The following is an 18,242-nucleotide window of genomic DNA, read 5'->3' as shown; positions in this document are numbered from 1 at the left end:
CTCTGAGGAACAGACGCGCATCCGGCGACGACATGGATTTGCGGCAGGTCTGTCTGAAACAGCGGTCGGGATACATCAAGAGAAGGAGCAGGGCGCGTGGAAGCTTTGGAGCTCTACATACATATTCCCTTTTGTGTGAAAAAATGTTTATACTGCGATTTTAACTCTCATCCGGGGAGCCCGAAGGAGCAGGCGGCTTATGCCGGCGCCCTGGTCAAAGAAATCGACTGGTGGGGCAGACTGATCGGCAGGAAGCAGGTGGCAAGTGTATTCGTGGGGGGAGGAACTCCTTCCTGGCTGGATTATTCTCTGATGGAGCAGATCTTTGCGGCAGTTTACAGGAACTTTTCTCTGGCCAGGAACGCTGAGGTCAGTCTGGAGCTAAACCCGGGGACCGTGACGGCAAAGGCGCTGAGGGCCTATCAAAGGATGGGGATCAACCGCGTCTCGATCGGCTTGCAGTCGTCCAATGACGATGAGCTGGCCCTGCTGGGACGAATTCACAGCTGGAATGATTTTCTGCGTACCTTTGAACATGTCCGCGCAGCCGGTTTTTCCAATGTCAATGTGGATATTATGACGGGTTTGCCCCTGCAGACCGAGGATAAGCTCAAGAGAACCCTGCAGATGGTGACCATGCTCCGGCCGGAGCACATTTCCGCCTATTCTCTGATTGTAGAGCCGGGTACGCCCTTTTATGAGAGATATGCCGGGGATATCGCCAGGAGAGAGAGGGGCGAAAAAACGCTGGAGCTGCCGGACAGTGACCTGGAGTACGCGCTCTATGATATGGCGAGGGCCTTCCTGACGGGAAAGGGATACAGACAATACGAGATTTCCAACTATGCCAGGGAGGGCTATGCCTGTCGTCATAATCTGGGCTATTGGGAGAGAAAGCCCTACCTTGGATTTGGTGTGGGGGCGGCGTCTTTACTCTGTGATTCCCTCATAGACAGGCATTCGGACATGGATCTGCTCATGCGAAAGGATCCGGCACAGAGAAGCTGCGCTTATCCAAATCTGCGCTTTTCCAATATCCCTGAGACAGACCGCTATATTGACCTCTGGGAAAAATATGATCCCGGTCAACAGCTGGACCTGGATGAAGTCCTGGCGGACGCGCCCTGGATTGATTCCAAAACGGTTCAGAAGCTGACCCGCCGGGAGGCCATGGAGGAATTTCTCTTTCTGGGGCTGCGCAAGACTAAAGGCATACGGGAGACTGATTTTTTCAACGCCTTCGGACTCCCCATCGGCAGCGTCTATGGATCCACTCTGGAGAGCCAGAGCAAGCGGGGCCTCCTGCGCCGACAGGGAGGGATGATTGCTCTTACAAAGGCAGGTACGGATATTTCTAACCAGGTGCTGGCGGAATATTTGTGTTAAATTTTTTGCGTTAAAACAGAAACAAAACAGCCCCAAAGCGGCAAATTTATCTCACGAAAGCAGTAATTTGTCGCACAAAAGCAGTAATTTGTCTCCCTAAAAGCAATAGATTCATCCCCTCATGTTGACAGGCAAGGGCCCTGTCCCTACAATAAAAGGAGTTGTAGCACTCAGGAGAATCGAGTGCTAGTGCCAAAAGAGAGGAGAAATCTATGGCAGATTCCGGGCAGGGTATTGAGGAGCTTTCCGAGCGCAAGTCAAAGATCCTCCACGCAATTATTCAGAATTACCTGGAGTCCGGAGAGCCGGTCGGCTCAAGGACGATTTCCAAGTTAGAGGGCGTCAGTCTAAGCTCCGCTACGATTCGCAATGAGATGAGCGACTTAGAGGAGATGGGCTACATCATTCGCCCCCACACCTCGGCCGGCCGGATCCCGACGGATCAGGGCTATCGCTTCTATGTGGATCATCTGATGGCGGAGAAGGACCAGGAGGTCACAGAGCTCAAAGACTTCGTGATCCAGAAGACGGAGAAGATGGATAAGGTCTTACAGCAGGTTGCCAAATTTTTGGCCAATACTACGCAGTACACCTCCCTGATCTCCGCGCCGGCTGTGAGCAAGAACCGGATTAAGTTCCTCCAGCTCTCTCAGGTTAATGAGCACCAGATCCTGGCCGTCATCATGATGGGAGGCAATATGGTCAAGAGCCGCCTGATTGAGGTCAAGAGCATTCTGAGCGGTGAGAATCTCCTGAAGCTCAATATGCTGCTCAACAACAGCCTGAATGGGCTGACCGCGCAGGAAATCAATCTGACTACGATCAGCAGGATGCAGGAGCAGGCGGGAATTCACGAGGATATTGTGGCGGAGGTCTTAAAGACCATTCCGGAGACGCTGCGTGAGGATGACGGACTGGAGATCTATACGTCCGGAGCCACCAATATTTTCAAATACCCGGAGCTGTCTGACGCGCAAAAGGCCTCGACCTTCATCTCTACCTTTGAGGAGAAGGGACAATTGGCGGAGCTGATCAATGACGTGCAGGAGCAGAGCGCTAACAATCCCGATTCGACGGGGATCCAGGTCTATATTGGAAACGAATCTCCCATCGGAAACATGCCGGACTGCTCGGTTGTGACAGCCAACTATGACCTGGGTGACGGAGTCAGGGGGACGATCGGTATCGTGGGACCCAAGCGAATGGATTATGCCAAGGTGATGGGCAGTCTCAAAGAGCTCAAGAGCAAGCTCTCTGAGATCATGGAGGATGCCCGGGAATAAAGAGAATAGAGTTTGTTGCTGCAACAGCTTTTCTGTCATCGGATGATGCAGAGAAGCTGTATTTTGCAGAAGTAGCACATGATGCGGGAGTCATCGGAGACGAAGCGTTTGCTGTATTTCAGATTGCAGGATATATGGCGAGTGCCGAACGGGAATACTGGTTTGGAGAAGCATTTCAGGGTCAGGGTATCATGCCGGAAGCTGTGAAGGAAATGCTGCGCCATAGATCACCTGATGAAGAAGGAAGATTGGCAGGAGATGTCAAAATCATTTTAAGGGTATGATTCTGAGGTTAAGATGGCGATCGTTTGGGAAGGAAATAAAAAAGAATTTGGAACATCGCATCAAAGTCCGCCGGTTCAGCAGAATGCGGTTAAGATTCGTGATGCTGAAGGATTTATTGGCAAGTCCCTGCCGTTTGGTATAGCTCCAATGATGATTTGCATGTTGGCGGTATTCTTAAAGGCATTTACAAGCAAGGAAGCACCGATTTCTCCAATATACCTTGTCCCGGCCTTTTTGATTGGATTTATGATAGCATTACCGATTCACGAGTTTGCGCACGCAGTTTGCTATCCGAAAGAAGCTACGGTGTGGGTGGGGCTGTGTGTTCGTAAAATGCAGGCATGGGCCATTTCATATCATCCTCTTACAAAAAGGCGGTTTATCTGTATGTCTTTAGCCCCTGCCCTTTTGGGAATCATTCCTCTAATAGGGTTTATTTTTATTCCAATAACAATGAAACCACTGCTTACGATATGTATGGTATCCGCATTCATGGGGCTTATATCTCCGGCGCCTGACTATATGGATGTAATAAATGTTATGAGAAAAGTCCCCAAAGGTGCTGTCATCTGCGATTCACAGGATGGCTTGTATGCATATTTGAGTTCACTCGGAGGCTGATCAGCAGCTTTTCGTGATACGGGGAACAAGAGGTATAGGATTTGAGGGATATCCCGGTGTCAGTATGGCGACATTTAACGATCCAATTGCGTTATACAATGTCAGCGCAACCATCATCTGCTCTTTCGAATACTTCATCTGTTCTCCCAGGGGCATTGCAGCGCCCAAGTTTTTGTCCTCACCCTTTTAGAAGAATAGAATTTACGTTTTCATTTTTCTTCAGTGAAAAACTTGCAAATTTAAGTTGACACGATCTGTGAGGGGTGTTATCTTAGTGCATGAAGATATTAGCACTCACCAATATTGAGTGCTAATTGAAACAAATCCCAGGGTTGCAGACCCGAGAAAGGTGGTAGTTTTTTGGCTGAAGAGATGAAGACTCCAGAGAGCAGCAATGAAGAGGCTGTGAAAGAAGCCGTAAGAGAGGCCAGAGAAGAAGCGAAGAAGCAGGAAGAGGCCGGTGATATCAAGGAGGCGGAGGAAGAATCCGCTGCAGCGGAGAATCAGAGAGAAGCCTCCGATATAGATGTGGATGCCAAGACGGATGCGGATACAGATTCCCTGACCAGGGAAACTGAGGAGGCAGAGGAAGCGGCGTCAGAGACGGACCCCGGACAAAAAGAGAGCGGGAAGGGAATCTTTCACAAGAAGAAGGATCCGAGAGACGAGAAGATCGCCGAGCTCACAGACCGGGTGACCCGTCAGATGGCTGAATTCGACAATTTCCGCAAGCGAACGGAGAAAGAGAAGAATGCCAGCTTTGAGATGGGCGCTTCGGCTATTGTCGAGAAGATTCTCCCTGTGGTCGACAACTTCGAGCGCGGACTGAGTCTCTTGCCGGAAGGAGAGGCAGATGCCTTTGCGGAGGGCATGGATAAGATCTATAAACAGCTGATCACGACTCTGACAGATCTGGGAGTCAGTCCTATTGAGGCTTTGGGGCAGACCTTTGATCCAGATCTTCACAATGCAGTGGTGCATGTGGATGACGAGAACGCCGGTGAGAACGAGATCGTGGAGGAATTGCAAAAGGGATACCGTTTTCACGACCGGGTCATCCGCCACAGCATGGTCAAGGTGGCCAACTAAAGAGACTGGTACAGATTATCTGATTTTTATAATTCAAAAATGATTTCAGGAGGAAAAAATTATGGGCAAGATTATTGGAATTGATTTAGGAACAACAAACAGCTGTGTCGCTGTTATGGAGGGCGGACAGCCAAACGTCATCCCCAACAAGGAGGGGTCCAGAACGACACCCTCAATCGTGGCATTTACCAAGAGCGGAGAGCGTCTGGTCGGCGAACCGGCCAAGAGACAGGCGGTGACCAACGCGGAGAAGACCATTTCTTCGATCAAGAGAGATATGGGAACGGATAACGGCCGTGTCATCGACGGCAAGAAGTACTCGCCCCAGCAGATCTCCGCGATGATTCTCTCCAAGCTCAAGGACGATGCTGAGAATTATCTGGGTGAGAAGGTGACAGAGGCGGTCATCACGGTTCCGGCATACTTTAATGACGCGCAGCGTCAGGCAACCAAGGACGCGGGAAAGATCGCGGGCCTGGATGTCAAGAGAATCATCAACGAGCCGACGGCAGCTGCTTTGGCCTACGGACTGGACAACGAGAAAGAGCAGAAGATCATGGTTTATGATCTGGGCGGCGGTACTTTTGATGTCTCTGTTATTGAGATCGGAGACGGTGTCATTGAGGTTCTCTCTACCAATGGGGATACCCATTTAGGCGGCGATGACTTTGATAACGCGGTCGTTGATTGGATGCTCTCTGAGTTCAAGAATGCCGAGGGCGTAGACCTCTCCGGAGACAAGATGGCTATGCAGAGGCTCAAGGAGGCCGCTGAGAAGGCCAAGAAGGAGCTCTCCTCCGCGACGACGACCAATATCAATCTGCCCTTCATTACGGCAACGGCGGAGGGGCCCAAGCACTTTGATATGGATCTGACCAGAGCAAAGTTTGATGAATTGACCCATGACCTGGTTGAGAGGACAGCGGTTCCGGTTCAGAATGCTCTTCGCGATGCAGGTCTTAGCGTGAGCGACCTGTCCAAGGTCCTTCTGGTCGGCGGTTCTACCCGTATTCCGGCTGTACAGAAGAAGGTTGAGGAGCTGACAGGCAAGGAGCCCTCGAAGAACCTGAACCCTGACGAGTGCGTCGCAATCGGCGCTTCGATCCAGGGAGGCAAGCTGGCAGGAGATGCCGGCGCCGGTGACATCCTTCTTCTGGATGTCACTCCCCTTTCTCTGTCGATCGAGACCATGGGCGGCGTTGCGACCCGTCTGATCGAGAGAAATACGACCATCCCCACCAAGAAGAGCCAGATCTTCTCCACAGCAGCGGATAATCAGACCGCGGTAGATATCAACGTCGTACAGGGTGAGCGCCAGTTTGCCAGAGACAACAAGTCTCTGGGTCAGTTCCGTCTGGACGGAATCCCCCCGGCACAGCATGGCGTACCTCAGATCGAGGTTACCTTTGACATTGACGCCAATGGCATCGTGACCGTATCCGCTAAGGATCTCGGCACCGGCAAGGAGCAGCATATCACGATCACCGGCGGTTCCAACATGTCTGATGCGGATATCGAGAAGGCCGTTAAGGAGGCTCAGGAGTATGAGGCTCAGGACAAGAAGCGCAAGGAGGCGGTTGACACCAGAAATGAGGCGGATTCCTTCGCTTTCCAGACGGAGAAGGCCTTAGAGGAGGTCGGAGACAAGCTTGACGCGGCTGATAAGTCCGCTGTTGAGGCTGACATAAAGGCTCTTCGGGATCTCTTGAATCAGTATACGCAGCCGGAGGAGCTCTCAGACGCGCAGGTGGGCGAGATCAAGGCTGCTCTTGAGAAGCTGCAGGGCTCTGCCCAGAAGGTCTTCTCCAAGATGTACGAGCAGCAGGCAGCAGCCCAGCAGGGGCAGGCCACAGGCGGTCCTGAGGCCGGCGCGCAGGCAGGAAATACTGCGGATGGCAATGATGATGTTGTCGATGCGGATTTCAAGGAAGTTTAATTAGATCATGGCAGATAAAAGAGATTTTTATGAGGTGCTGGGCGTCGACAGAAATGCCGACGACGCAGCTCTGAAAAGAGCATATCGCAAGCTCGCCAAGAAATATCACCCGGATTCTCACCCGGGAGACAAGGCGGCAGAGGAGAAGTTCAAGGAGGCCTCAGAGGCTTATGCCATCCTCTCGGATCCGGACAAACGCCGCCAGTACGATCAGTTCGGTATGGGAGCTTTCGAGGGCAACGGAGCCGGTGGAGCCGGCGGATTTGATTTCTCCGGTATGGACTTTGGAGATATCTTCGGAGATCTCTTTGGCGGCTTTGGGAGCTTTGGCGGCTTCGGCGGATCCTCCGCCCAGCGCGGTCCCCATAAGGGGGCAAATGTTCACGCGTCTGTCCGCATCAGCTTTGAAGAGGCAGTCTTCGGCGTGGTCAAGGAACTGGATCTGAATCTGAAGGAGGAGTGTCCGACCTGTCATGGTTCGGGCTGCAGGCCGGGAACAGGAAAGAAAACCTGCTCCAAGTGCGGCGGTAAGGGCCGGGTCGTTATGACCCAGCAGTCCATGTTTGGAACCGTGCAGAATGTGACGACCTGTCCCGATTGCGGAGGCAGCGGGCAGGTGATCGAGAGCCCATGCCCGGACTGTCACGGGAGCGGATATATCACAAGACGCAAGAAGATACAGGTCAATATACCCGCCGGGATTGACAATGGACAGTCCGTTCGTATTCGCGACAAGGGTGAGCCGGGGACAGGCGGAGGCCCCAGAGGGGATCTTTTGGTCGAGGTCCGGGTTTCCGGGCATCCTATTTTCCAGAGAAACGGCTTCGATCTCTACTCGTCCGCTCCGATCACATACGCCCAGGCGGCGATCGGAAGCGATGTCGAGATCGACACCATTGACGGCAAGGTGATCTACACGGTGAAGCCCGGGACACAGACGGATACGAGAATTCGCCTGCGGGGCAAGGGCGTTCCCACTCTGCGCAACAAGAATGTGCGCGGCGACCACTATGTCACACTGGTTGTTCAGACGCCGACCCATCTGACAGAGGAGGCCAAGGAGGCGCTTCGCCATTTCGATGAGCTCTCCGGAGCAAGTCTTAAGTCAGCGTCAAATCCCAAGCCGAGAAAGAAGGGCTTTCGGGAGAAGATGCAGGAGATGAAGGATAAGTTCGACGACGCGATGGAATAATTGACAGGATCCCTGTGTCAGGATTCTTATATAAAGACAGAGAGCACAGCTTTCTTCCTCTTGACTTTATCGAGAGGAAGCGGCTGTGTTCTTTTTTGGCTCTATGTCAAATGTTGGGGCGGGATCCTTCGGGAGGATCGCCCTTTTTGATCGGATCAGGAAGTCAGGAGGCGCTTTTTGGCCCGTTTGAAGTACTGAATTCGGGATAAAACCGACCAAATCCAGGTTTTACCAGACATAATGACGATGGATTTAAAAAAATAGTTGAAATGTGTGAGCATTTTGCATAATATATGAGTGTAAGTTGTGTGAACGCTTGGAAACGTTTACAAGATATGTGCTTTTATGGAGGGAACTATGAAAAGTAAAAAACTTGCAGCACTTGGCCTGGCCGCGTTGATGGGGGTTTCTGCATTGACAGGCTGCGCTGGCGGTAAGACGTCAGACAAGAATACGAAAACGGAATCAAAGGAAGCAACGCTTACCGTCTGGTCACCATCAGAGGATCAGTCCGAGGAGCAGGGCAACTGGCTCAAGAAGGAGTTGGACGCCTTCCAGCAGGCACATCCGGAGTGGAAGCTTACCTTTAATACCGGCGTATGTCCTGAGGGTGATGCCAAGAATCTTGTAGCCTCAGATCCGGGAGCGGCAGCCGATGTATTCATGTATGCCAATGATCAGATTCCCGACCTGCTCAAGGCCAACGCTCTGGCAGAGCTGGGAGGATCAACGGTTGAGGCAATTAAGAAGAATAACGATGCGACGACCGTCAGCACGGTTACCTATAACAATTCGATCTACGGTGTTCCTTTCACGGGCAATACCTGGTTTATGTATTATGACAAGCGTGTCTTCTCCGCAGACGACGCTAAGAACCTTGATACCATGTTGAAGAAGGGTAAGGTTGGCTTCCCCTTATCCAATTCATGGTATTTCGCCTCTACCTATGTGGCAAATGGCTGCACCCTGTTCGGCAAGGACGGAACAGACGGCAAGGCTGGTATTGACTTTAGCGGAGACAAGGCGACAGCAGTCACCAATTACCTGATTGATCTTGCTAAGAACCCCAACTTCAAAGATGCCAATGGTCTGTCAGCAAGTACCCTGGGAGACGGAACAATTAATGCTCTCTTCTCAGGCGCCTGGGATTATAAGGCTGTTGTAGATGCTCTCGGCCAGGAAAATGTAGGAATTGCCGTACCCCCCAAGTTCAACTTAAACGGCAAGGAAGTGCAGATGAAGGCTTTCGCAGGATCCAAGGCAATCGGTGTCAACCCCAACAGCAAGAATTCTGAGATTGCGGTTGCTCTGGCAGCCTTCCTGGGAAGCTCCAAGGCACAGCAGGATCACTATGATCTTCGCAAGGTAATTCCTTCCGATACCACGCTGAAGGTTTCCGATGATCTGTCCAAGGTACAGATGAGTACCATCGAGAGTTGCGCGATTGTTCAGCCCCTGCAGTCCGGTATGGGCCAGTATTGGACGCCCGCAGAATCTATGGGTAAGGAGATCATTGCCGGTACGGTTACGCATGACAATGCCGCCGAGAAGACAGAGAGCATGAATAAGGCCATGAATACAGCTGCCGTTCAATAACATTGCATTTACTGATGGAAGGAATGCGGTTGGCATTACAGCCGCATTCCTCTTTTCTTATAGAATTGGATGAATTGTATGGAAAATAAAATGCAAAGTAAAATTCCACTCTCGAAGGCGATTGCCGCCGGAGATATACAGACGAAGTTATCTATCCCCTTCATGGGACTTGGGATATTTCTCAAGGGGCAGAAGATCAAGGGCGGTCTTATTTTTCTGCTGGAAGTTGCTTTTGTGCTCTATATGGCTACTTCCGGAGGCTATGCTTTATCTATGCTGCCTTCACTCGGTAACTCGGCCCAGCAGAAGGTCTGGAACGAAGCAAAGCAGATCTACGAGTACTCAGCTGGGGATAATTCACAGCTGATTCTTCTGTCCGGGATCGTGACCTGTTTTGTGATCGTAGGATTTATTCTCCTGTGGATTATGCAGATCAAGCAGGCATATCGTCTGCAGCTGCAAAGAGAAAACAATGTCCATGTCAAGACGTTCGCTGAGGATATCAGATCTCTCTTCGATGAGAACCTGCACATCACCCTGATGTCTCTGCCATGCATCGGTATTTTGGTATTCAATATTGTGCCTCTGGTTTACATGATCAGCATGGCCTTCACCTCCTATTCCAAGGAAGATAATCACTTACAGTTATTCGGCTGGAACGGCCTGACCCAGTTCCAACGCGTGCTGAACTTCGGCGGTAATATAGGAAGGCAGTTCTGGCATGTCCTGGCCTGGACCGTTGTCTGGGCACTGGTTGCGACCTTCTTAAATTATGTCATGGGAATGATTCTTGCCATGATCATCAACCGCAAGGAGACAAAGGCAAAGGGCTTCTGGCGCTTTTGCTTTGTGCTCTCAATTGCGGTTCCGCAGTTCGTTTCACTGATGATTATGAATATCATGCTCCAGCCATCGGGCGCAATCAATGTTCTCCTGCAGAATCATGGCTTGATCAGCGGTCCCCTGCCCTTCTTCACAGATGCTATGTGGGCCAGGGTTACGATCATCCTGATCAATCTCTGGGTAGGTATCCCCTACACCATGCTTCAGGTTACAGGTATTCTTCAGAATATTCCGAGCGAACTCTATGAAGCGGCACGCATGGACGGGGCGGGTCCGGTCAAGATCTTTATGAAGATTACCCTGCCCTATATGCTGTTTGTGACGACGCCCTATCTGATCACTTCATTTGTGGGCAACATCAATAACTTCAATGTCATCTACCTCTTATCCGGTGGTGGTCCTACCTATGTAGGAGATACAGCCGGACAGACGGATCTTCTGGTAACCTGGCTCTACAAGCTGACCATTGACCAGCAGTATTACAATCTGGGCGCGGTTATCGGTATCCTGACATTTGTTATCCTGACGGTCGTTACACTCGTAACCTACCGCAGATCGAAATCCTATAAGAACGAGGAGGCGTTCATGTGATGAATACGAATACAGTTACAGTAAAGCGTAATCGAAAGAGTCTTTCCAAGCGCATCAACAATCTCCTTGTTCACCTGTTTCTGGCAGTGCTGGCGGCAATATGGATATTGCCGATCTTATGGATCGTACTGACAAGCTTCCGCGCAGAACCGGGCTCCTATGTCAGCACCTTTTTCCCAAAGGGTTACACGCTTGCCAATTATGTCAAGCTGTTCACAGACCGTAATGTATTGGACTTTCCCCGCATGTTCGGAAATACCTTGATCATAGCGATCTGCACCTGCATTGTCTCGACCTTCTTCGTCCTGTCCGTTTCTTACTGCCTGTCCCGTATGCGCTTTCGCTTTCGTAAGCCCTACATGAATCTGGCTATGATTCTTGGATTGTTCCCGGGATTTATGGCTATGATTGCCGAGTATTATATCCTGAAGGCAATGGGGCTGACCGATGGATCCATGATCCGTTTGGCCCTGATCATTGTCTACTCAGCCGGAACCGGTCTGGGATTCCAGATTACGAAGGGCTATTTTGACATGATTCCCCGTGCGGTTGACGAGGCAGCAATTGTGGACGGCGCGACCCAATGGCAGGTATTTACGAGAATTACCATCCCCCTGTCCAAGCCGATCATTATCTACACGATCATGACCTCCTTTATCGGCCCCTGGGTTGACTTCATCTTTGCCAAGGTCATTGTGCGAGCCAACTCCGATCAGTTTACGGTTGCCATCGGTCTTTGGAACATGCTGCAGAAAGAATATATCAATCAGTGGTATACCTGCTTTGCAGCCGGAGCTGTTGTGATTTCCGTTCCAATCGCAATTCTCTTTGTCTTCATGCAGAAGTTCTATGTTGAGGGAATGTCTGGAGCGGTCAAAGGATAAAGACAGACCGGAAGCAGACTGGAATCAGGCTGGAATCAGGCTGCTGGCCAGCCAATGGAATTATCGACAGTAGTTACATTTTATGCTAGTATGGCACACGGACATGCCCTCCTGTGAGAGGGCTTCCGTGTGCTGTTTTTATGATAACCGGCAATCAAGTCGTTGCAGAACATGCATGTCGTGACATGTGACAATCGACTGTACGCACGGCGCACATGTCGTGACAAGCAGCTGCTTGCAAAGCATACATTCCATTGTCGCTTTGGCGGGCGAAGATTCGCGGCGTCAGGCTTTTTCCGCCGAAGAGGAGAGAATATGGATTATATTCGCTATACGATTGAGACGAGGGAGGAGGCGGAGGAGATTGTCAGCTGCCTTTTGGCAGAGGAAGGGATCGATTCCCTTGAGATTGATGATCTGCTTCCGGTTGATGACAGCATACAGGGGGGCAATTTCGAGGAGTTACAGCCGGATCTGCCGGAGGACGACGGCTCCTGCCGCATCCGTTTCTATCTGGACGCAGAGGGGGATCATACCGAACTGCTCAGGAGAGTTCGAAGTGCCCTGGAAGGGGCCAGAGCATATGCGGATATGGGTTCTTTGACCATCCGTGAGGAACGGATCCGGCGAGAGGACTGGCAGGACAAGTGGAAAGAGTACTTCCACAGCTTTTCCATTGAGGATATTCTCTTTGTCCCCAGTTGGGAGAACCCTCCCGCAGACCTGGAAGGGAAGACCCTGATTCGCATTGATCCGGGCATTGCCTTCGGAACCGGCAGGCATGAGAGTACCGAACTCTGTATCCGGGCCATGCGTCATTATCTGAAGAAGGGAGATGCTATTCTGGATGTGGGTTTTGGCTCCGGGATTCTCTCTGTAGTTGCCGCAAGCCTTGGCGCCGGTTCGCTGGCGGGTACGGATATCGACCCGATTTGTAAGGATGCGGTCGCGCAGAATATGGAGGCCAATGGTTTTTGCTTTGACCCGGCGCGCTTTTATATCGGAAATCTGGCGGAGGATACCGGACTGCGGAAGGAACTGGGAGAGGGCTGCTATGATCTTGTCTTCGCTAATATTCTGGCGGATATTATCACGGCGATGGGGCCGGATCTTCGGGATCGGCTCCGACCGGGAGGTCTTCTTATCACATCCGGAATTATTGACTTCAAGCAAGAAGAGGTGGAAGATGCCCTGAGGAATCAGAAACTGGAAATTGTCGAGGTCAATGCCCTGGGTGAGTGGCGCAGTATCATTGCCAGGCGACCGGAATGATTCGTGATACAGAATGGCAGAACAATAAAGAGATCCGTTTTTGGGGGATCTCCTGTGCTGGAAAAGCAGGTGGAGAAGAATGCAGCAGGTCTTTGTCGACGCGCGGCAAGTGAATGATGAGATCGTCACGATTCAGGGAGAGGATGCCAGGCATCTAGGGAGAGTCGTTCGCATCCGTCCCGGAGAGGAAGTGCGTGTCAGTGTGCGCGGCGGCAGGGATTATTATGGTCATGTCCTGATGGTAGATCGGGAGGAGATGACTGTAAAGCTGGTTGAGGAGGCTGCCAGCACGGAACTCGCCCAGAAGATCTGTCTCTTTCAGGCGATTCCCAAGGGGGACCGGATGGAGACGGTCATTGAGAAGGCGGTTGAACTCGGGGTTTATGAGATTGTTCCGGTGGAGACCAGATACTGCGTGGTCAGGCTGGACGAGAAGAAGAAAGCCAGAAAGAGAGAACGCTGGCAAGCGATTGCGGCAAACGCAGCCCGACAGTCAAAACGCAGCATCATTCCAAGGATCGCCCCGGTCACACCTTATCAGAAAGCCCTGGATGACGCGGGTGACGCGGATCTGGTCCTTCTTCCCTATGAGAATGCCCGCGGCATGCAGGCGACTGGCGAAGCCCTGACGGCTGTAGCCCATGCAGGAGGCATTGGCATATTTATTGGGCCGGAAGGTGGATTCGCGGCAGATGAGATAAAGGCGGCTCAAGGAAAAGACAATATCAGAGTCATTTCCCTGGGCAGACGGATTTTAAGAACCGATACGGCGGCCATTGCGGCCATGACCATGGTCATGATGGCATGTGAGAGCAGATAGAGGCTTGTATGGAAGTATATTTGGACAATTCGGCCACCACGCAGACAGATCAGGAGGTGGTGGATCTCATGGTCAAAGTCCTGAGGAAGGACTATGGGAACCCCTCCGCCCTGCACCAAAAGGGGATGGATGCGGAAGCCTATTTGAAAGAGGCCAGAGAGAGGATTGCCAGAACCCTGAAGGCAAAGAGCAGGGAGATTGTATTCACTTCCGGCGGAACAGAGGGGAATAATCTGCTTGTTCGGGGAGCGGCTCACGCCAATCACAGGGCGGGAAGGCATATTCTGACTTCTCCCTTCGAGCACGCCTGCGTATATGAGAGTATGCGTTCTCTGGCAGAGGAGGGCTTTGAGATTGAGAATCTGAAGGTGGATGGAGATGGCAGGATCAATCTCGAGGAGCTGCGAAGTCGTATTCGCCCCGATACCATCCTAGTCAGTATCATGCAGATCAATAATGAGATTGGCACTCTGCAGCCCCTGGAAGAACTGGGACCTCTTATCAAAGCGGTCAATCCCAACTGTCTCTTCCACACAGACGCGGTTCAGTCCTACGGAAAGGTGAAAATTATCCCCAAGGATATGGGGATCGACCTCCTGGCGGCTTCCGGGCATAAGATCCATGGCCCCAAGGGAAGTGGTTTTGTATATATCAAGGACAAATGCAGAGTCGAGCCTCTTCTTCTTGGGGGCGGCCAGGAGAGGGGACTGCGATCCGGCACAGAGAATACGGCGGCCATTGCGGGGCTGGGGCTTGCGGCCGAGAAGATCTGCGCCAATCTTGAGGAAGAGCAGAACCGTCTCTATGCCCTGAAGGAGCATATGGTAAAGAGCTTGTCCCAAATTCCCGGCCTGACAGTCAACGGCCGTACCGGCCGTGACTCCGCTCCACAGATTATCTCTGTATCTCTTGCGGGAGTCAGGGCGGAAGTGATGCTGCACGCTCTGGAGGAGAGGGGGGTCTATGTATCCGCCGGAAGCGCCTGCTCCTCCAATCATCCAAGAATCAGCAGGACCCTGCAGGCAATTGGTCTGAACAGAGATTTACTTGATTCCACTATCAGAATCTCGCTATCGGTATATACGACTATGGAGGAGATTGATTATGCCTGTGACTGCATGGAACAACTGATGCCAGTGCTGGCAAGGTTTCGCAGACATTAGTCATACGAAGGGGCAGCCGGTCACATGGCAAGAGGGACGATGCGAAAGAGAATTATTGTATCGCAGGAAGAACGGTTATAAGAAGGAATGTAAAGAGAAGAATAGGATGGAGTCATGGTTCAGTACAAAGCATTTCTGATTAAATATGGAGAGATTGCCATTAAGGGCAAGAACCGTCACGTTTTCGAGGAGGCGCTGGAGAGGCAGATCAAGCGCAATTTGCGCGACTGCGAGGGAGAATTTGCGGTTGAGAGACAGACAGGACGCATCTTCATCCGCTGCCTGTCCGACTATGATTATGACGAATTGGTCGGAGCCCTGACCCGGATCTTCGGCATTATCTGGATTTGTCCCTGCGTTCTGACAGAGATCAAAAGCTTTGATGAGACGGCCGGGGAGATTGTTCGCTATATCGGGGAGGCCTTTCCCGATCGTCATGTCAGCTTCAAGGTCAAGGCCCGCCGCCCCAACAAGAAATACCCGATTCATACCATGGATTTAAACGCTATGATCGGAGAGAAGATTCTGGATGCTTATCCGGAAATGACGGTTGATGTACATCATCCGGACTTTGAATTAAACGTGGAGATCCGTGAGCAGATCAATTTCTACGCCAGAATGATCCCGGGACCCGGCGGTATGCCTGTCGGAACCAACGGCAAGGCCATGCTTCTTTTGTCGGGCGGAATCGACTCTCCTGTGGCAGGGTGGATGATTGCAAAGCGAGGCGTTACTTTAGACGCGACTTATTTCCACGCTCCGCCCTATACCTCCGAGCGGGCCAAACAGAAGGTGATTGATCTGGCCGAGCAGGTGGCCCGATACGCAGGTCCCATCCGCCTTCATATCGTCAATTTCACAGATATTCAGCTCTATATCTATGAGCAGTGCCCCCACGATGAGCTGACTATCATTATGCGCCGCTATATGATGAGGATCGCGGAGCACTTCGCCAGGGAAAATGCCTGCATGGGTCTTATTACCGGCGAGTCGATCGGACAGGTGGCCTCCCAGACCATGCAGTCTTTACTCTGCACGAATGCGGTATGTCAGCTGCCGGTCTATCGCCCTTTGATCGGATTTGATAAGCAGGATATCGTGTCCATCGCCGAGAAGATCGACACTTATGAAACCTCCATTCTTCCCTATGAGGATTGCTGTACCATCTTTGTGGCCAGGCATCCTGTCACCAAGCCACGACTGGAGATCATTGAGCGCAGTGAGCTCAAACTGGCGGAGAGGATTGAGGACTTATACCGGCAGGCAATCGAGACGACCGAGACGATAATCTGTGATGGATCTCCCTCTCTTCGGCAGTGAGAGAGAAAGAGGCCGACAGGGGGGCCAAAGAGGATCAGAAGCGCAGAGAAAAGAAAAACAGCCCTGAGGGTCAGACCCGGGACTGTTCTTTCTTACAGAAATATTTTCGGCGGCGCAAGATGGAACCGACCGAATGCGATTACTCGACGACGTAGGGCTTTAGTGCCTCAAGAATCTCGTCGACATTATCCTCCGCGTGGATAGATAATTCGATGGGCTTCGAGAGATCCAGAGAGAAAATTCCCATGATCGACTTGGCGTCAATGACATAGCGGCCGCTGATCAGATCGAAATCGGAATCAAACTTGCCGATTGTATTGACGAAGGACTTGACCTTGTCGATGGAGTTGAGAGAAATCATCAGTGTATTGCTCATAGTAGCAACCTCCTCAATTGCATGGATATCAAGTGAATATTCGTGTTCATCTTACGACCCGGCGGAAGAGATGTCAATAAAGCGGGAATATTTGGGAGAGAAGAATATAAGCGCGAATGTTAAAAAAGGAAAGCGAAAGAAAGAGCGGATATGAGAAGAGCAGCATTACACAATCTGGGCTGTAAGGTCAATTCCTATGAAACGGAGGCAATGCAGCAAATGCTGGAGGCAGCGGGCTATCAAATTGTCCCCTTTCAGGATCAGGCAGATGTTTATATCATCAATACATGCTCTGTGACGAACATGGCCGACGCCAAGTCCAGACAGATGATCCATCGGGCCCGCAGGAAGAATCCGGATGCCATTGTGGTCGCGACCGGCTGCTATGTACAGACTTCAGCCGGGGAGGCGGAGGAGGATTTGTCCATTGATATTATTATCGGAAATAATCGGAAGACCCAGTTGGTCCGGGCCATCGACGAGTTTCGCAGAGATCACCGCAGGGTAAAGGAGCTGGCTGAAGACAGTCGGCAGCCTGACTATGAGCGGCTTCAGCTGACCCGAACTGCAGAGCACACCAGGGCTTTCATCAAGGTCCAGGACGGGTGCAATCAGTTCTGCTCCTACTGCATCATCCCCCTGGCCCGGGGCAGAATCCGAAGCCGCAGTCCAAAAGACGTTCTGAAGGAGGTTCGCGGCTTGGCAGCTTCCGGATATCAGGAGGTTGTATTAAATGGGATCCACCTTTCCTCCTATGGAATGACCTCTTATAACCGCCAAGTCGCGTCGGAGGAAATGGCCGGCGGGGGGCATTTGATGGAACTGGTGGAGGCCGTGGCAGGGGTGGAAGGAATCCGGCGGATCCGTCTGGGATCTATGGAGCCCCGCCTGGTCGACCGGGCATTCGCGGAGCGCCTGGCCAGGGTGGAAAAGATCTGTCCCCACTTTCATCTCTCCCTGCAGTCCGGCTGCGATGAGACGCTAAAGAGGATGAACCGCAGGTACACGACGCAGGATTTCCGACAGGCAGTCGCTCTTTTGCGCGAGAATTTTGCCCATCCAGCCATCACGACAGATGTGATTGTTGGCTTTCCCCAGGAGACAGAGGAGGAATTTGAGGCCAGCAGACATTTTCTGGAAGAGATCCGTTTCTATGAAATGCATATCTTCAAGTATTCCCGCCGCCGGGGGACCCTTGCTGATACGATGCCGGGGCAACTGGATGAGGAGACCAAGTCCAGGAGAAGTCATGTTCTTCTGGCTCTGGCAGACCGCATGTCTGCAGAATTTCGCAGGCAGGAAATCGGAAGAGAAGCAGAAGTCCTGATGGAGGTGAAAGAGATCCTGCGCGGGGAAGAGTACTGGACCGGTTTTACCAGAGAGTACGTGCGCGCAGCCGTCAAAGCGGACGGAAGAGACCTGCGCAATCAGCTGATCCGGGGCAGAGCGTCAGGGTTGATTCCGGGGACGCAGATCCTTCAGATGGAAGAAGTCCATGTGTAAACTATTCAAAAAAGGAGGGCCTTGATTGGATAGTTTACACGAAGTTTACAGGCGGTATTGAAAACGATTTCAGTACATGCTA

At 51.7% G+C, this 18,242-nt stretch carries 16 protein-coding genes; 15 read left to right on the top strand and 1 reads right to left on the bottom strand.

What is annotated here, in order from left to right:
* Positions 1–96 precede the first annotated feature (96 nt).
* The 14 genes from hemW to thiI all read left to right on the top strand — a co-directional run bounded on the left by hemW (position 97) and on the right by thiI (position 16,281).
* Positions 97–1,386 (top strand): radical SAM family heme chaperone HemW, encoded by a 1,290-nt coding sequence (gene hemW, locus GCWU000342_RS02025; protein WP_083790714.1) that lies wholly within the window; start codon positions 97–99, stop codon positions 1,384–1,386.
* A 212-nt stretch (positions 1,387–1,598) separates the two neighbouring features.
* The gene (gene hrcA / locus GCWU000342_RS02020; protein ID WP_006905536.1) at positions 1,599–2,669 is read left to right on the top strand and encodes a heat-inducible transcriptional repressor HrcA; all 1,071 of its coding nucleotides are present in this window, start codon (positions 1,599–1,601) and stop codon (positions 2,667–2,669) included.
* The gene (locus tag GCWU000342_RS10405) at positions 2,666–2,953 is read left to right on the top strand and encodes a GNAT family N-acetyltransferase (RefSeq protein WP_156784469.1); all 288 of its coding nucleotides are present in this window, start codon (positions 2,666–2,668) and stop codon (positions 2,951–2,953) included. The genes hrcA and GCWU000342_RS10405 overlap by 4 nt, the downstream gene beginning before the upstream one ends.
* A 13-nt stretch (positions 2,954–2,966) precedes the next feature.
* A complete protein-coding gene (locus tag GCWU000342_RS02015) occupies positions 2,967–3,575 on the top strand; it encodes a DUF3267 domain-containing protein (RefSeq protein WP_006905534.1) in 609 nt (202 codons plus the stop codon).
* A gap of 372 nt (positions 3,576–3,947) precedes the next feature.
* Positions 3,948–4,664, top strand: a complete 717-nt coding sequence (grpE, locus tag GCWU000342_RS02010; RefSeq protein WP_006905532.1) for a nucleotide exchange factor GrpE — start codon at positions 3,948–3,950, stop codon at positions 4,662–4,664.
* 61 nt (positions 4,665–4,725) lie between these two features.
* Positions 4,726–6,600, top strand: coding sequence for a molecular chaperone DnaK (gene dnaK, locus GCWU000342_RS02005; protein ID WP_006905531.1), 1,875 nt, complete (start codon positions 4,726–4,728; stop codon positions 6,598–6,600).
* 7 nt (positions 6,601–6,607) lie between these two features.
* On the top strand, positions 6,608–7,792 hold the full coding sequence (gene dnaJ, locus GCWU000342_RS02000) for a molecular chaperone DnaJ (RefSeq protein ID WP_006905530.1): 1,185 nt from the start codon (positions 6,608–6,610) through the stop codon (positions 7,790–7,792).
* 357 nt (positions 7,793–8,149) lie between these two features.
* Positions 8,150–9,388, top strand: coding sequence for an extracellular solute-binding protein (locus tag GCWU000342_RS01995; protein ID WP_207635018.1), 1,239 nt, complete (start codon positions 8,150–8,152; stop codon positions 9,386–9,388).
* A gap of 90 nt (positions 9,389–9,478) precedes the next feature.
* Complete coding sequence (locus GCWU000342_RS01990; RefSeq protein WP_242649964.1) at positions 9,479–10,822, top strand: carbohydrate ABC transporter permease; 1,344 nt, start codon at positions 9,479–9,481, stop codon at positions 10,820–10,822.
* Entirely contained in the window at positions 10,822–11,706 is an 885-nt protein-coding gene (locus GCWU000342_RS01985; protein WP_006905525.1) for a sugar ABC transporter permease, read from the top strand. Before GCWU000342_RS01990 ends, GCWU000342_RS01985 begins: the two co-directional genes overlap by 1 nt.
* Before the next feature lie 315 nt (positions 11,707–12,021).
* A complete protein-coding gene (locus GCWU000342_RS01980; protein WP_006905524.1) occupies positions 12,022–12,978 on the top strand; it encodes a 50S ribosomal protein L11 methyltransferase in 957 nt (318 codons plus the stop codon).
* A gap of 79 nt (positions 12,979–13,057) precedes the next feature.
* A complete protein-coding gene (locus GCWU000342_RS01975) occupies positions 13,058–13,798 on the top strand; it encodes an RsmE family RNA methyltransferase (RefSeq protein ID WP_006905523.1) in 741 nt (246 codons plus the stop codon).
* Positions 13,799–13,806: 8 nt separating this feature from the next.
* Entirely contained in the window at positions 13,807–14,961 is a 1,155-nt protein-coding gene (locus tag GCWU000342_RS01970) for a cysteine desulfurase family protein (protein WP_006905522.1), read from the top strand.
* 114 nt (positions 14,962–15,075) lie between these two features.
* A complete protein-coding gene (gene thiI, locus GCWU000342_RS01965; protein WP_006905521.1) occupies positions 15,076–16,281 on the top strand; it encodes a tRNA uracil 4-sulfurtransferase ThiI in 1,206 nt (401 codons plus the stop codon).
* A 139-nt stretch (positions 16,282–16,420) separates the two neighbouring features.
* Here thiI and GCWU000342_RS01960 read toward each other — a convergent pair whose 3' ends face one another.
* A complete protein-coding gene (locus tag GCWU000342_RS01960; protein WP_006905519.1) occupies positions 16,421–16,657 on the bottom strand; it encodes an HPr family phosphocarrier protein in 237 nt (78 codons plus the stop codon).
* A gap of 150 nt (positions 16,658–16,807) precedes the next feature.
* Between GCWU000342_RS01960 and mtaB the strand changes: the two genes are divergently transcribed.
* On the top strand, positions 16,808–18,160 hold the full coding sequence (gene mtaB / locus GCWU000342_RS01955; RefSeq protein WP_006905517.1) for a tRNA (N(6)-L-threonylcarbamoyladenosine(37)-C(2))-methylthiotransferase MtaB: 1,353 nt from the start codon (positions 16,808–16,810) through the stop codon (positions 18,158–18,160).
* Positions 18,161–18,242: the final 82 nt, after the last annotated feature.

Origin of the sequence: Shuttleworthella satelles DSM 14600 (assembly GCF_000160115.1) — a bacterium.
Lineage (GTDB): Bacteria > Bacillota > Clostridia > Lachnospirales > Lachnospiraceae > Shuttleworthia > Shuttleworthia satelles.
This window is presented reverse-complemented; position numbering and strand designations above follow the sequence as displayed.

Bases quoted from the DNA above. Each gene is read 5' to 3' on its own strand.
- thiI (WP_006905521.1), top strand. From the start codon at position 15,076: ATGGTTCAGTACAAAGCATTTCTGATTAAATATGGAGAGATTGCCATT.
- GCWU000342_RS01970 (WP_006905522.1), top strand. From the start codon at position 13,807: ATGGAAGTATATTTGGACAATTCGGCCACCACGCAGACAGATCAGGAG.
- GCWU000342_RS01995 (WP_207635018.1), top strand. From the start codon at position 8,150: ATGAAAAGTAAAAAACTTGCAGCACTTGGCCTGGCCGCGTTGATGGGG.
- GCWU000342_RS02015 (WP_006905534.1), top strand. From the start codon at position 2,967: ATGGCGATCGTTTGGGAAGGAAATAAAAAAGAATTTGGAACATCGCAT.
- GCWU000342_RS01985 (WP_006905525.1), top strand. From the start codon at position 10,822: ATGAATACGAATACAGTTACAGTAAAGCGTAATCGAAAGAGTCTTTCC.
- dnaJ (WP_006905530.1), top strand. From the start codon at position 6,608: ATGGCAGATAAAAGAGATTTTTATGAGGTGCTGGGCGTCGACAGAAAT.
- grpE (WP_006905532.1), top strand. From the start codon at position 3,948: ATGAAGACTCCAGAGAGCAGCAATGAAGAGGCTGTGAAAGAAGCCGTA.
- GCWU000342_RS01975 (WP_006905523.1), top strand. From the start codon at position 13,058: ATGCAGCAGGTCTTTGTCGACGCGCGGCAAGTGAATGATGAGATCGTC.
- GCWU000342_RS01980 (WP_006905524.1), top strand. From the start codon at position 12,022: ATGGATTATATTCGCTATACGATTGAGACGAGGGAGGAGGCGGAGGAG.
- GCWU000342_RS01990 (WP_242649964.1), top strand. From the start codon at position 9,479: ATGCAAAGTAAAATTCCACTCTCGAAGGCGATTGCCGCCGGAGATATA.
- dnaK (WP_006905531.1), top strand. From the start codon at position 4,726: ATGGGCAAGATTATTGGAATTGATTTAGGAACAACAAACAGCTGTGTC.
- hrcA (WP_006905536.1), top strand. From the start codon at position 1,599: ATGGCAGATTCCGGGCAGGGTATTGAGGAGCTTTCCGAGCGCAAGTCA.
- GCWU000342_RS01960 (WP_006905519.1), bottom strand. From the start codon at position 16,657: ATGAGCAATACACTGATGATTTCTCTCAACTCCATCGACAAGGTCAAG.
- mtaB (WP_006905517.1), top strand. From the start codon at position 16,808: ATGAGAAGAGCAGCATTACACAATCTGGGCTGTAAGGTCAATTCCTAT.